Annotated in this window: 15 protein-coding genes; all 15 read left to right on the top strand. The window is 34.2% G+C overall.

Annotated features, from left to right (window positions below; translation table 11 throughout):
* The first annotated feature begins 25 nt into the window (after positions 1–25).
* The 15 genes from rpmF (at position 26) to H626_RS0100905 (ending at position 13,593) form a co-directional block, all read left to right on the top strand.
* Positions 26–205: a 50S ribosomal protein L32 gene (rpmF, locus tag H626_RS0100975; protein WP_027107668.1), complete on the top strand. Its 180-nt coding sequence runs from the start codon at positions 26–28 to the stop codon at positions 203–205.
* A gap of 111 nt (positions 206–316) precedes the next feature.
* Entirely contained in the window at positions 317–703 is a 387-nt protein-coding gene (locus H626_RS11760; RefSeq protein ID WP_027107667.1) for a DUF3397 family protein, read from the top strand.
* A 124-nt stretch (positions 704–827) separates the two neighbouring features.
* Positions 828–1,259, top strand: a complete 432-nt coding sequence (mraZ, locus tag H626_RS0100965) for a division/cell wall cluster transcriptional repressor MraZ (protein WP_027107666.1) — start codon at positions 828–830, stop codon at positions 1,257–1,259.
* A 19-nt stretch (positions 1,260–1,278) separates the two neighbouring features.
* Entirely contained in the window at positions 1,279–2,238 is a 960-nt protein-coding gene (gene rsmH, locus H626_RS0100960) for a 16S rRNA (cytosine(1402)-N(4))-methyltransferase RsmH (RefSeq protein ID WP_027107665.1), read from the top strand.
* Positions 2,239–2,253: 15 nt separating this feature from the next.
* Entirely contained in the window at positions 2,254–2,637 is a 384-nt protein-coding gene (ftsL, locus tag H626_RS0100955) for a cell division protein FtsL (RefSeq protein WP_027107664.1), read from the top strand.
* The gene (locus tag H626_RS0100950) at positions 2,634–4,781 is read left to right on the top strand and encodes a penicillin-binding transpeptidase domain-containing protein (protein WP_027107663.1); all 2,148 of its coding nucleotides are present in this window, start codon (positions 2,634–2,636) and stop codon (positions 4,779–4,781) included. The genes ftsL and H626_RS0100950 overlap by 4 nt, the downstream gene beginning before the upstream one ends.
* Before the next feature lie 36 nt (positions 4,782–4,817).
* Positions 4,818–5,783 carry a phospho-N-acetylmuramoyl-pentapeptide-transferase gene (gene mraY, locus H626_RS0100945; RefSeq protein ID WP_035618135.1) on the top strand — a complete coding sequence of 322 codons (966 nt, stop codon included), beginning with the start codon at positions 4,818–4,820 and terminating at the stop codon, positions 5,781–5,783.
* Positions 5,784–5,915: 132 nt separating this feature from the next.
* Complete coding sequence (murD, locus tag H626_RS0100940) at positions 5,916–7,304, top strand: UDP-N-acetylmuramoyl-L-alanine--D-glutamate ligase (RefSeq protein ID WP_027107661.1); 1,389 nt, start codon at positions 5,916–5,918, stop codon at positions 7,302–7,304.
* A 15-nt stretch (positions 7,305–7,319) separates the two neighbouring features.
* Positions 7,320–8,435, top strand: coding sequence for an undecaprenyldiphospho-muramoylpentapeptide beta-N-acetylglucosaminyltransferase (murG, locus tag H626_RS0100935; protein ID WP_027107660.1), 1,116 nt, complete (start codon positions 7,320–7,322; stop codon positions 8,433–8,435).
* Positions 8,436–8,448: 13 nt separating this feature from the next.
* Entirely contained in the window at positions 8,449–9,222 is a 774-nt protein-coding gene (locus H626_RS10290; RefSeq protein WP_051237689.1) for a cell division protein FtsQ/DivIB, read from the top strand.
* A gap of 148 nt (positions 9,223–9,370) precedes the next feature.
* On the top strand, positions 9,371–10,681 hold the full coding sequence (gene ftsA, locus H626_RS0100925) for a cell division protein FtsA (RefSeq protein ID WP_027107659.1): 1,311 nt from the start codon (positions 9,371–9,373) through the stop codon (positions 10,679–10,681).
* Between the two features lie 40 nt (positions 10,682–10,721).
* Complete coding sequence (gene ftsZ, locus H626_RS0100920) at positions 10,722–11,960, top strand: cell division protein FtsZ (protein WP_027107658.1); 1,239 nt, start codon at positions 10,722–10,724, stop codon at positions 11,958–11,960.
* Between the two features lie 29 nt (positions 11,961–11,989).
* Positions 11,990–12,475 (top strand): cell division protein SepF, encoded by a 486-nt coding sequence (locus H626_RS0100915; RefSeq protein WP_027107657.1) that lies wholly within the window; start codon positions 11,990–11,992, stop codon positions 12,473–12,475.
* A gap of 26 nt (positions 12,476–12,501) precedes the next feature.
* Positions 12,502–12,786 (top strand): YggT family protein, encoded by a 285-nt coding sequence (locus tag H626_RS0100910; protein WP_027107656.1) that lies wholly within the window; start codon positions 12,502–12,504, stop codon positions 12,784–12,786.
* Between the two features lie 21 nt (positions 12,787–12,807).
* Positions 12,808–13,593, top strand: coding sequence for a YlmH family RNA-binding protein (locus tag H626_RS0100905; RefSeq protein ID WP_425411615.1), 786 nt, complete (start codon positions 12,808–12,810; stop codon positions 13,591–13,593).
* Positions 13,594–13,649: the final 56 nt, after the last annotated feature.

Below are 13,649 nucleotides of genomic sequence, written 5' to 3'. Positions count from 1 at the left end.
TAAACCTTTTAAGGAGGTGTATAGAATGGCAGTACCAGCAAGAAGAACTTCTACAGCTAAAAAAGCTAAACGTCGTGGACATATTAAATTAGATATGCCAAACATGAGCGCTTGTCCTAATTGTGGAGAAATGAAAAAAAATCACCATGTATGTGGATCATGTGGCCATTATGCAGGTAAAGAAGTAGTGAATAAAGAAGTATAATTCTTTAATTGCATATGTAAAAAAGCTTTTTTGACACCTAGGGTCAAAAAAGCTTTTTTTTTGATGAAATTAGCGTACACTTAAACCATCAACTATAAAAGGGTGTCAGCTATGAATAATTTTCAGATTTCAATAGGAATAGAATATGTAGCTCTTTATTTTTTGCCTATAGTACTTTTGCTTTTCTTAAACAGACCAATAAAAAGATTAATGAAAAATCAGCAAAGAAGCTTTCGTTTAGTTGATTTTCTTCTTCCTTACTTACTTCTAAATATATATTTTTTCACAATTAATTTTTATAGTCAAAATTGGTTCTTAGTATCTTTACTTATTCATCTTTTTGCAGGTTTCTTCCTAACGGTTCAACTTGCAAGGAAAAAAAGGGACCTCAGTCTCGTTCATTTTTTCCATATTTGGTGGAGGTACGGTTTCATTATTTATTTTGTCGCCTATATTATTCTTGGTTTTAAACCAGTTGGCGCGTTAATTAATTTTTAGTTTAAGGAATAAGCCGCGTATGTTAGCGGTTTATTTTTTTTGCCATTTTTGTGGAGAAGTGTGGTAGAAAGTGGGGGATTATGGTAGACTGTTAATATCTAAAGGATGAAAGGGGGACGACTCTTTGCTACTAGGTGAATATAAACATAATATGGATGCAAAAGGTCGACTAATTATCCCCTCAAAATTTAGAGATGACTTAGGCGAAAGTTTTATAGTAACTAGAGGATTAGATGGCTGTTTGTTCGGTTATCCTCAAAAACAATGGTCAGTTTTACAAGATAAAATTAATCAGTTGCCTTTAGCAAAAAAAGAAACAAGGAGTTTTGCACGTTTCTTTTATTCTGCTGCAACAGAATGTGAATTAGACAAACAAGGGCGAGTGAATATACCTCAAACTCTAAGAGACTATGCTAAACTTGAAAAAAATTGTGTAGTTATTGGTGTATCCCAGAGATTTGAAATTTGGAGCGAAGAACGATGGGAAACATATGCTAGTACTGCTGAAGAATCATTTGAAGAATTTGCAGAAGATATGATCGATTTTGGATTATAAAAAAGTGAGGAGTTAACTAATGAATGAATTTGTACATGAAACAGTACTTTTAACAGAAACTGTGGATGGATTAAATATAAAAGAAGATGGAATTTATGTGGATTGTACCATGGGAGGGGCAGGACATTCACAATTAATCTTAAAAAATCTGAATCATGGACATCTTTATGCATTTGATCAAGATGAATCAGCCATAAAACATGCAGAAATTATTCTGAGTGAAAACATTAATAAACAAGAAATAAGCTTAATTCAATCAAATTTCAGAAATATCAAAAAGGAATTAAACAACAGAGGAGTATTTGAAGTTGATGGTTTTCTTTATGACTTAGGGGTCTCTTCTCCTCAATTAGATGAAGCTGAAAGAGGATTTAGTTATCATAAAAATGCAACATTAGATATGAGAATGGATACTAGTCAATTACTTGATGCGAAAACTATTGTGAACGAATGGGATTATTCAGAATTAGTGAAAATATTTTTTAGATATGGAGAAGAGAAATTTTCTAAACAAATTGCTCGGAAAATAGAAAAATATCGAGAAAATAATATTATAGAAACAACCGACCAATTAGTAGAAATTATCAAGGATGCGATTCCTGCTTTTGCTAGACGCAAAGGAGGGCATCCTGCTAAACGGACTTTTCAAGCATTGAGAATCGCTGTAAATGACGAACTGGGTGCCTTAGAGGACTCATTAGAACAAGCAATCGAGATGTTAGCACCGGGTGGAAGGATCAGTATAATCACTTTCCATTCATTGGAAGATCGCATTGTCAAAAATATATTTAAAGAATATTCCCAAAAAAAAGAAGTGCCAAGAGGTTTGCCTATTCTTCCTTCTGAAGAAGAAGTCCCCTTATTAAAATTGATTAATAAGAAACCAATTGTTGCTTCAACTGAAGAGTTAGAAAAAAACAACAGAGCCCGCAGTGCAAAACTTAGAATAGTTGAAAAAAACAAAGTAGATGAAACGTAGGAAAGGAAGAGTAATATGCCTTTAGAAAGCCAGACAAAATACTATGGAAATATTCAACCTCAAATCGTTCCCCCTACGCAACCCCAAAAAGAAAAAAAACAGATTACAAGGCGTGAACCTAGGAAAATATCATGGACAAAATTTGAAAAAAGTTTGATGAGTATAATGTCATTTTTAGTCTTTGGTCTAGCAATTTTAACGGTGAACTCTGGTTTTGAAGTGAATTCTGTGAACCGTGAAGTTCAGGATGTAAAACAAGAAATTACACAAGTATCTGTAAAAAATGAAAACTTAGAACAAAAGGTTCAAGAGTTGTCTCGTTATGATAGAGTACTAGAAATAGCAGAGTCGGCCGGATTACTAATGAACGAACAAAACGTGAGGAATGTACAGAAATGAAAACAAAAAATCCATTTTTAAACCGAAAAGTTATTTCCGTATTTTTATTTCTAATTACTATAGTTTTATTCGGTTTGTTCTTGGGAAGAATTTCTTACATAATGGTCAAAGGTGAAATAGCTGGAAAAGATCTCATACAAAATGTGAATAAGTTGTATACAAAAAGTAGCGTCCTACAGGCAAAACGAGGAACCATTTATGATAGAAATGGAAATCCGATTGCTATGGACGCTTCTTCTTATAAAATTTTTGCAGTTTTAACCGATGAGTGGTCTGAAAATTCTAAAGTTCCGCAACACATTATGGATAAACAAGAATCAGCTCGTATTTTGGCGCAATATCTTTCCCTGACCGAGGAAGAAATTGCAAGTAGATTGCAAACTAAAAATGTGGTCCAAGTTGAATTCGGATCCGCCGGAAATAATTTGTCTTATGATACAATGTCTCAAATTGAAGAAGAACAGTTACCTGGTATATTTTTTGAAGAAAAACAAACCCGATTATACCCGAATGGTACATTTGCTTCTCATTTAGTTGGATTGGCTCAGACAAACCAAGAAAAACAAGGATTAGAAGGGGTAATGGGCTTAGAAAAAGCATTTGAGGATGTTTTAGCCGGAAATGATGGATCGGTGAATTATCAAAAAGATCGGTTTGGTTACGCACTTCCGAATGGGGAGATGAATATTACCGAAGCTAAAGATGGTAACGATATCTATTTAACTCTCGATAAACGATTGCAAGTGTTATTAGAAAATGAAATGACAAAAGTGAATGAGGAAAATAGTCCTGAAATAATGACTGCCACTCTTATGGATGCTAAGACAGGTGCAATCTTGGCTGCTTCACAAAGACCTACATTTAACGCGACGACAAAAGAAGGAATTGCTCAAACGTGGCAAAATTTCTTAACGGAATATGCTTTTGAACCGGGCTCAACCTTGAAAGTTGTTACTTTAGCAGCTGCCATAGAGGAAGGAGTATTCAATCCCAATGAATACTTTGAGTCAGGAAGTATCGAAATAGAGGGTGGAGGGTTAGTAAGGGATGTTAAACGAGGTGGTTGGGGTACGATCACTTATTCAGAAGGCCTTCAACGTTCAAGTAACGTAGCATTTGTCAATTTAGTTGAAAAAATGGGTTACGATACGTGGAAAGAATACCTCGATGCTTTTGGCTTTACTCAAGAAGTAGGAATGGAAGTACCTGAGATAACGGGTTCTAACCCTTACACTTGGCCTTTAGAAAAAGCAAGTACAGTATTTGGACAGGGATTTACAGTATCCGTTGTTCAAATGTTGCAGGCTTTTTCTGCCATTACAAATGAAGGTACACTAGTTAAGCCTCACATTGTAGATAAAATAGATGGATCCCAAACGGGAACAAATGAGGAGGCCGATCCTTCTCCAGTAGAGAGCCCGATAAGTGCAGAAACTGCCAAAACAACTTTAGAATACCTAAAAGAAGTTGTTTACGGAGAAAATGGGACAGCCAAGAAATATCAAATAGAGGGATTCGAAATTGCAGCAAAAACTGGGACAGCACAATTAGTTAATCCAGAAACAAAGAAATATTATTCTAGCGGTTCAAATTATATATACTCTGTTGTTGGAATGGCTCCGGCAGAAAATCCATCCGTGATTTTATATGTGACAGTCCAACAGCCAACTTTAAAATCAACCGAATATCATGGTAGTGATGTAGTCCAAAAAATATTTAATCCTGTAATGAAACGAGCATTGGAATATATATATCAGGATAAAGATAGTGATAAACAATTGAGTGAAATCAACATGCCCAAGTTAACAGATTTTTTAGTAGAGGATATGGAAAAACAATTATCCACTTTTGAAAATGAATATGTTATTATTGGGGATGGAACAAAAATTGTGCAACAGTATCCACTTCCTGATGATAAAATAGACAAAAACCAAACAATGTTTTTGTTGACTGATGGTGCTATGACCATGCCCGATTTACACGGTTGGTCAAAGAATGACGTGCTAAAAGTTCAAGAAATTACGGGGGTGCCTTTTGCAATTGATGGAGAAGGGTTTGTTCAGACGCAATCTGTTCAACCTGGAAGTCATATTCAAATAGGAGATAAGATAGAAATTAGTTTGAAAAATGAAGACGGGGAATAAAAAATGAACAACTTAAAGAGAAAGGAACTTTTTTAGATGATTAGTTTGTTAAACGGTATAGTAGTAGTGGCAGTTAGTTATATTTTAACTTTTCTAGCCTTACCAAAAGTAATTTCATATTTCAGAAAACAACAATTGGGACAGACCACCAGAGAGGAAGGTCCTAAGTGGCATCAAGTTAAGAGTGGTACGCCTACTATGGGAGGGGTCGTATTCTTAATCAGTGCTATGCTTATATCTCTTGTGACATCGTTTTTCACTAATGCTTTTTCTTTAAGTTTATTTTTAGTATTACTCATTCTATTTATTTATGGGATGTTAGGCTTCTTAGACGATTATATAAAAGTAGTCATGAAAAGAAACTTAGGTTTAACTAGTTTACAAAAATTGATGGGACAAATTCTAGGAGCAGCTTTATTTGCTGCTATCCTCTTCTTCGGTGAATTTCAACGGGAGTGGACTATGCCTGCACTAGAGATCCTAAATAATCCATTACTCTATTTTATCTTCATCATCATATGGATAGTTGGATTTTCTAATGCTGTAAACTTAACAGATGGACTGGATGGTTTAGCGACCGGAACAGCACTAATTGCTTACTCAACCTATGCATTCATAGCATGGGAGCAAGAAGAATACTCAGTCTTACTATTGAGCTTATCTATTATCGGTGGGCTTTTGGCTTTCTTATTTTACAATAAAAAACCAGCGCAAATATTTATGGGTGATGTAGGTTCGCTCGCACTCGGGGGTGGATTGGCAACTATCTCAATATTACTAGAACGAGAATGGTCATTGTTACTAATCGGGTTCATATTTGTTATGGAGACTGCAAGTGTGATAATTCAGGTAGGTTCAATGAAAATAAGGAAAAAACGTGTATTCAAAATGAGTCCCATTCATCACCACTTTGAGATGAGTGGCTGGAGTGAACAAAAAATAGTGTTTACTTTTTGGGGAATTGGATTGATAAGTTCTATTTTGTATCTCATTATATTTTAATTAACAGACTGAGAATTTTTTCTCAGTCTTTTTTTGATAAATATAACAAAAAAAAAGGATTAAAGCGTCAGTTTATAGTAAACTTAACTGTATTGGATGCTGTAAGGAATAGAGAAAAAAAGGATGAGTGTTTTGAAATACACAAAGAAATATGAAAATAAAAAAATATTAGTATTAGGGTTAGCAAAAACAGGTTTCAATGCAGCGTTGCTTCTGAAAAAATTGGGAGCAAAAGTAATAATCAATGATTTAAAAGAAATTGATGATGAAGTTGTAAAAAAAGAATTAGAAGAAGCAAACATACAGTTGATTACAGGATATCATCCTATTGATTTACTAGATGATAGCTTTAACTGTATAGTGAAAAACCCAGGAATTCCGTATGAGAATAAAATGGTACAAAGGGCTCGGGAATTAAACCTGCCTATTTTTACAGATGTAGAGATTGCTTTTCAAGTTTTAGAAGCACCAATTGTAGGAATAACAGGGACAAATGGGAAAACAACGGTAACTACTTTAGTGACTGATTTATTAAACGCCGAAAGAAAAAAAGGCAAAGCTTATTCTGCTGGAAATATTGGTATCCCAGCCACTATAATTGCCCAAATAGCAAAAGAACAAGATGATGTTATTATGGAATTATCCAGTTTTCAGCTAATGGGGGTTGACCAATTAAAACCTGAAATAGCTATAATAACGAATATTACTTCAGCTCATTTAGATTATCATAATTCTAGAAAAGAATATGTTCAAGCTAAAATGAAAATCACACAAAATCAAACTGAAACTGATTGTTTGATTTTTAATGCAGACCAAGAAGAGCTCAATGAGCTGATTAAAGAATCTAAAGCCAGATTAGTACCTTTTTCGAGAAAAAAGGAAGCTATCGAAGGAGTTTATATTAAAGGGAATTATATTTATTATAAAGAAGAAAAGATAATGGATGTCCAATTAATCAAATTACCTGGAAAACATAATTTGGAAAATGTTCTCGCATCTATCGCTGTAGCAAAAATAAAGGGATTAGACAACAATAGTATAGTCAATGTTATTCAAAATTTTTATGGTGTTTCTCATCGAATGGAATTCGTTGCTGAATATAATAAAGTGAGATTTTATAATGACTCTAAAGCAACAAATGAAACCTCTACAATAACAGCTCTAGAATCTTTTACTGCCCCTGTTATATTATTAGTAGGTGGATTAGATAGAGGAGATGTTTTTGAATCTCTTGAAAGAAGTATGAGTGATCATGTAAAAATTGTGATTGCTTTTGGGGAATCAAAAAGCAAATTAATTGAATTAGCTAAAAATGCAAATATTCAGAAGATATTTGAAGTTGAAACCATTGCCGAGGCTGTTGACATCGCTTTTGCGAATAGCGAACCAGGCGATGTAGTTTTGCTTTCCCCAGCTTGCGCAAGCTGGGATCAATATGATGATTTTGAAGAACGTGGAGAAGATTTCAAAGATAATGTCAAGCATAATATAAAAAGATTTACAAAGGGGGAAAAGGCTTAACCGCCTTAACAATTTATGAGAGTATTACTTTCCGGTGGAGGAACAGGTGGCCATATATATCCTGCCTTAGCCCTAATGAAGTCTATCAAGGAGCAGTATCCAGAATCAGAATTTTTATATGTCGGCACTGAACGTGGTTTAGAAAGTCGTATTGTACCTGAAAACAATGTGCCATTTAAAGCAATCGCTATTCAAGGATTTAAAAGATCGTTGTCCCTAGATAATTTAAAAACAATTTATTTGTTTTTAAAAAGTGTTCAGACTTCAAAAAAAATTGTAGCTGAATTCAAACCAGACATCGTAATCGGAACAGGTGGGTACGTATGTGGTCCTGTCGTTTATGCCGCTAGTAAATTAGGAATAAAAAGTATTATTCATGAACAAAATAGCCTGGCCGGAATTACAAATAAGTTTTTAGCAAGGTATGTAGATGCAATTGCTATTTGTTTTGAAGAAGCCAAGGAACAATTCGGTAAATATGCCAATAAAGTTGTCTATACTGGAAATCCTAGAGCACAGGAAGTTGCAAATGTTCAAAAAAGCTCTGTTCTAAAAGAATTTTCTTTAAACCCTGAAGAAGAGACCGTTCTTATCTTTGGAGGTAGTAGGGGAGCTCAAAGAATAAATGAAGCATTCATCTTAGCATTTGATGCTCTCATGCAAAAAGAATATCAAGTTTTATTTGTAAGTGGTGAATTGCATTATGAGTTTGTTATGAATGAAATCAAAGAAAAATTAAGGAAAAATAGCAAAGGGAATATTAAAGTAGTGCCTTATATCAAAAACATGCCGAGTGTTTTTGCAAGTGTGTCTGTTGTTATATCTAGAAGCGGTGCGACCTCTTTAGCTGAACTGACGGCTTTAGGTGTCCCAACAATATTAATACCTAGTCCAAACGTCACTGGTGATCACCAAACATATAATGCAAAAAGTTTAGTGAATAAAGGAGCTGCACTATTATTAGAAGAGAAGGATTTGACAGCAGAAGCTCTTGTGGAAGAAATTGATATATTACTTGAAAATCATAAACTGAGGGAAGAAATGGCTTTACAGGCTAAAAAAATGGGTGTACCTGATTCTGCTGATCGATTAATTGAGTTAATATTGAAATTACAGAAAAAAAGTAGCTAGTAGGTGATATTCAATGAGTGTTATTAAAAATAAGAAAAAAGAATATATTCAAAAGCAAAAAAGAAAATGGACTATAAAAATTATTTTTCTCTTTTCTTTTTTTATAACAAGTAGTTTGATTGTTATTTATTTTTTAAGTCCATTAAGTGTAATAAATAATGTGGAAGTTAGAGGAGCAAAAGCGGTTGGAGAGCAAACTATAATTGACGCAAGTCTTATTAAAGCTGATCAACCTTTGTGGGAGACTTTATTTAAAAAAAAAGAAATAGAGAATGAAATAATAGATGAAATAGAACAAATTTCTTCTGCAAATTTAACAATTGAAAAGTTTAATAACATTATCATAAAGGCTAATGAATTTGAAACAGTAGCCTATCTTGAAAAAGATAACAGTTATCACAAAGTTTTAGAAAATGGGGTCATTGTGAAGAAATCAGAGATAGTGACACACGGAAACGATCCTATACTGAAAAATTTAAGTGAAGGGGAAGTACTTGATCGGTTGATTCAAGAAATACAAAGCCTAGAATCTGGAAGTGAAAAGTATATTTCTGAAATTGACTTAGTCGATGATGATAATAATGACCGATTAGTTGAAGTCATAATGAATGATGGAAACATTGTTATTGCGTCCATACCCCGTTTTTCAAACAAAATGAGTTATTATCCTGAGATGAAAGAGAGCGTTGGAAACATTCAAGGAGTCTTTGATTTAGAAGTAGGAGCTTATTTTACTCCGTTTGAAGCAGAAGAAGATATTATCGAAGAAAATTTGATAGAGAACTAAATTATATCTGCAATCAGACTGATACCAAAAGTTAATCTAAAAATGAGGACGAATTCATTTAATTGACTAGGAAAACGCTCAATTTATGGTAAAATGGTAAATAGCAACATTATACGTAATCATTGGGAAAAAGGAGGTTTCAATCTACATGATTCAAAATCAAATTTTGGCTAGTTTGGATATTGGAACCACTTCAATAAAAGTTATCATTGCAGAAATTTTAAATGGGAAAATGAATATTATTGGAGTAGGAAGTGAAAAATCAAAAGGTGTCAGTAAAGGAATAATTATTGACATAGATGAAACAGTTGAAGCTATAAAAAATGCAGTCGCTCAAGCAGAAGCAAAGGCGAACGTAAAAGTGGAGCAAGTAATCGTAGGAGTACCTGCTAATCAATTAGTGATTGAACCAAGACATGCATCAATAAAAATTTCAAATGAAAATAATGAAATATCTGAAGAACACATTATAAATGTTTTAGAAAAACTTACGCAAAATATAAATGATGTAGATCATTCTGTTTACGGCATCCTGCCTGAAGAATTCATTGTAGATGGATTTGATGAGATAAAGGATCCGAGGGGCATGGTTGGAATCAATTTAGATCTGGAAGCTTTTGTGCTTTCCGGACCAAAAACAATTCTGCACAATATAAAAAAATGTGTTGAAAGATCGGGTTTGAAAATTAGTGATTTGGTAATTCAACCTTTAGCTTCAGCAAGTGTAGCTTTAAGTGAGGGTGAAAAATCATTTGGAGCCGTTCTTGTTGACGTTGGTGGAGGGCAAACTACTGTTGCTGCTATTCATGATGGCAAACTGAAGTATTCTTTTGTTGATCAAGAAGGTGGAGACTTTATTACTAGAGATATTTCCATTGTATTAAATACAACAATGGACCAAGCTGAAAAAATCAAACGTGAACATGGATATGCTTTTACAGATTTAACTTCAGCTGACAAGACATTTAAAGTTAAAACTGTAGGGAATAAAGACCCGGAAATCATCGATGAGAAATATCTTTCTGAAATTATCGAAGCACGAGTTGCTCAAATATTTGAAACGACTAAAGATGAATTAGATACGATCGGGGCGTTAGATCTTCCAGGGGGGATAATATTAACAGGTGGAGGATCTTCCATTCCTGGGTTGACAGACTTAGCTGAAGAGATTTTTGAAACAGCTGCTAAAATTTATATTCCAGATTTTATGGGAGTGCGTTACCCATCTTTCACGAATGCTGTAGGATTAGTTAACTATGCTTATAAGCAAGATGAAATTCAAAACTTTATTAATCGCGGAACTTTGGGATTGAATAACAAAGTTGTAAATGTGAAAAAGCAAAGAGAGCAAAATTTAGACGATGATAAGGATAATCAGCATGATTTATCAAGGAAAAAAGAAAATGAAACAAGTTGGTTTTCCAAGATCAAAGAGTTTTTTATTTCATTTTTTGATTAGTAGATTAGCATATTAGAGTTTAAACTAGGAGGAACTACGAATGGAATTAGAATTTGATACGTTAGCTTCAATTGGGGCAAAAATTAAAGTGATCGGTGTAGGTGGAGCAGGAGGAAATGCAGTAAATCGTATGATTGCTGATGATGTTCAAGGTGTTGAATTTATTGTAGCCAATACTGATTTGCAGGCACTTGCAAATACTCAAGCTGAGACTAAAATTCAATTAGGACCCAAATTAACACGAGGTTTAGGGGCAGGGGCTAATCCTGAAATCGGGAAAAAGGCTGCAGAAGAAAGTGAAGAACAAATTGCAGAGGCACTGAAAGGTGCAGATATGATTTTTATAACATCTGGTATGGGTGGAGGAACTGGTACAGGAGCCGCACCTATTGTGTCTAGAATTGCTAAAGAGCAAGGAGCACTCACTGTTGGGGTAATAACTCGACCGTTCTCCTTTGAGGGTCCTAAAAGAGGTAGATTCGCTGCTGACGGTATTAAACAAATGAAAGAGCACGTAGATACACTTGTGCTCATCTCGAATAATCGCTTGCTCGAAATAGTTGATAAAAAGACTCCTATGCTAGAAGCCTTTAGAGAAGCGGACAACGTGTTACGCCAAGGTGTACAGGGGATTTCTGATTTAATTACTTCACCCGGATACGTAAACTTAGATTTCGCCGATGTTAAAACAGTGATGGAAAATCAAGGTTCAGCATTAATGGGAATAGGTACTGCAAGTGGCGAAAATCGTACTGCTGAAGCTACTAAAAAGGCTATCTCCTCTCCGTTACTTGAAGTTTCTATAGATGGAGCAGAGTCAGTATTACTCAACATTACCGGAGGTTCTGATTTAACTCTCTTTGAAGCACAAGATGCATCAGATATAGTGTCTGCAGCAGCTACAAGAGAGCTAAATATTATTTTTGGTACTTCAATCAATGAAAATCTTGGTGATGAAGTCATTGTCACAGTAATTGCAACAGGTATCGATTCAGGAAAAACGGTAGATTCCAAACAAAAAAAGAGAAGTACAGGATTAAATAGTAGTCGTGAAACAAACGCGTCTAAGGGCAATGATCCGTTCGGAGATTGGGATATCCGCAAAGAACCAAGCATACGTGAACGAAATACGGCTGATTTAGATGAAGAAGTTGAACAGGATAAACCCGATTTTGATTTGTTTAAAAGAAATGAAAAAAGGGATGATTCCACTGAAGAAGATTCAGAAATAAATACTCCACCGTTTTTCAGAAGAAAAAGAAATTCACGTAGAGATTAATTATTAATCTCTAGGAAAGGAGTAATAACATGGATATCAAGAATAAACTCAATAGCTTCTTTTATTTAGAAGAAGATGCGGAAGATTTTATTGAAGAAGCTCCTTCAACAAAAGAAAAGAACGAGAGAAAAGACTTTCTTGCAGATTCAAAAAAACAATTTAGTACAATAAAAAATGATTCAAAACAGAAGAAAGCAATCAATCAAATCGGTGGAGGGAACGTGGTCACAATGAATAATTCATCACCTCAAAAACCTAAAATAAAAGTTGTAGAGCCACGAACTTACTCCGAAGTGCAGGACATCGCTGATTTGTTGTTAGACAATCAATCTGTTGTTTTGAACTTTAGACGAATTGAAAAAAACCATGCGAAAAAGATAGTGGATTTTTTAATGGGAACTGTTTATGCCATTAAAGGGGACATTCAGCGTATTGGAGATGAAATATTTATTTGCACACCTCAGAGTGTGGAAATGGATGGGGACGAATTAGAACAATTGTCAAATGAATTTTAATAGAGAAGTGAGGAAATAATAAAAATATGGTTTCATTTTTGAGTATATTATATAGAGTCTTATCACAAGGAATTGATATTTATCAGATGTTATTGGTAGTTTATTTCCTGTTGTCATGGTTACCTGGAGCATACAATTCAAAATTGGGACAGATTTTAATCCGCATTTGTGAACCTTATGTTGGTTATTTCAGAAAAATTGTTCCCCCAATTGGAATGATTAGTTTAGCTGGTATAGCCTCATACTTCTTTTTGGATTTAGTTGATCGTGGTTTGTTGGGGATATTTCGTATAATTATTTCTTTATTCTAAACGATGAAGGAGTCGATGGATATGGAAGAGATTTATCAACATTTCAGAGCAAATGAGCGACCTTTCATTGACAACGTTTACGATTGGGTCAGAATTTGCGAGGATCAGTATACACCCTATTTAAGCAACTTTTTAGATCCGAGACAACAATTTATTGTGGAGTCTATTGTAGGTAAAAACGATAATGTCAAGCTCTTCCTTTATGGTGGATACGAAGAAGCCGAAAGAAAAAGAGCTTACATTGCTCCACCGTATTATGAACCATCACAGGATGATTACTCTATTACTCTCTTAGAAATTAGATATCCAATTAAATTTGCACATCTTTCTCATGGAAAGATATTAGGCAGTTTGCTATCTTTAGGGATGAAGAGAGAACTTTTTGGAGATATCATCACAGATGGTGAAAGGTGGCAATTTTTTCTAGATAGAGGAATGGAGCCTTTTATAGCCTCTCAATTTCAACAAGTGGGAAAAGTTAATATCCAATTAGAAGAAAAGGAATATACTGATATTATAATTCCTAAAGATAATTGGACTACACAAGAAAACATTGTGTCATCATTAAGAGTAGATACAGTGTTATCAGCAGCTTTTCATATTTCAAGACAAAAAACCAAAGAGATGATTTCTTCTGGGAAAATAAAAGTAAACTGGGTTGAGATGACCCAACCTGATTTTGAATTAGGTATTTTAGATGTTGTTTCAATTAGAGGTCGAGGGAGACTTCTAGTAAAAAATATTAATGGTAAAACTAAGAAAGAAAAAGTTAAGTTGGAACTAGGGATACTGGATAAAAACAATTAAACTTATAAAGTCTTGTTTGATTGTTAGAATTGGATTATACTGATTATGAAAGTAAT

This window comes from Lacticigenium naphthae DSM 19658 (assembly GCF_000425865.1).
Classification (GTDB): Bacteria; Bacillota; Bacilli; order Lactobacillales; family Carnobacteriaceae_A; genus Lacticigenium; species Lacticigenium naphthae.
This window is presented reverse-complemented; position numbering and strand designations above follow the sequence as displayed.

What these genes read in the sequence shown, in the direction of transcription:
- rpmF (WP_027107668.1), top strand. Translation starts at nt 26, where the DNA reads ATGGCAGTACCAGCAAGAAGAACTTCTACAGCTAAAAAAGCTAAACGT.
- H626_RS11760 (WP_027107667.1), top strand. Translation starts at nt 317, where the DNA reads ATGAATAATTTTCAGATTTCAATAGGAATAGAATATGTAGCTCTTTAT.
- rsmH (WP_027107665.1), top strand. Translation starts at nt 1,279, where the DNA reads ATGAATGAATTTGTACATGAAACAGTACTTTTAACAGAAACTGTGGAT.
- ftsL (WP_027107664.1), top strand. Translation starts at nt 2,254, where the DNA reads ATGCCTTTAGAAAGCCAGACAAAATACTATGGAAATATTCAACCTCAA.
- H626_RS0100950 (WP_027107663.1), top strand. Translation starts at nt 2,634, where the DNA reads ATGAAAACAAAAAATCCATTTTTAAACCGAAAAGTTATTTCCGTATTT.
- mraY (WP_035618135.1), top strand. Translation starts at nt 4,818, where the DNA reads ATGATTAGTTTGTTAAACGGTATAGTAGTAGTGGCAGTTAGTTATATT.
- murG (WP_027107660.1), top strand. Translation starts at nt 7,320, where the DNA reads ATGAGAGTATTACTTTCCGGTGGAGGAACAGGTGGCCATATATATCCT.
- H626_RS10290 (WP_051237689.1), top strand. Translation starts at nt 8,449, where the DNA reads ATGAGTGTTATTAAAAATAAGAAAAAAGAATATATTCAAAAGCAAAAA.
- ftsA (WP_027107659.1), top strand. Translation starts at nt 9,371, where the DNA reads ATGATTCAAAATCAAATTTTGGCTAGTTTGGATATTGGAACCACTTCA.
- ftsZ (WP_027107658.1), top strand. Translation starts at nt 10,722, where the DNA reads ATGGAATTAGAATTTGATACGTTAGCTTCAATTGGGGCAAAAATTAAA.
- H626_RS0100915 (WP_027107657.1), top strand. Translation starts at nt 11,990, where the DNA reads ATGGATATCAAGAATAAACTCAATAGCTTCTTTTATTTAGAAGAAGAT.
- H626_RS0100910 (WP_027107656.1), top strand. Translation starts at nt 12,502, where the DNA reads ATGGTTTCATTTTTGAGTATATTATATAGAGTCTTATCACAAGGAATT.
- H626_RS0100905 (WP_425411615.1), top strand. Translation starts at nt 12,808, where the DNA reads ATGGAAGAGATTTATCAACATTTCAGAGCAAATGAGCGACCTTTCATT.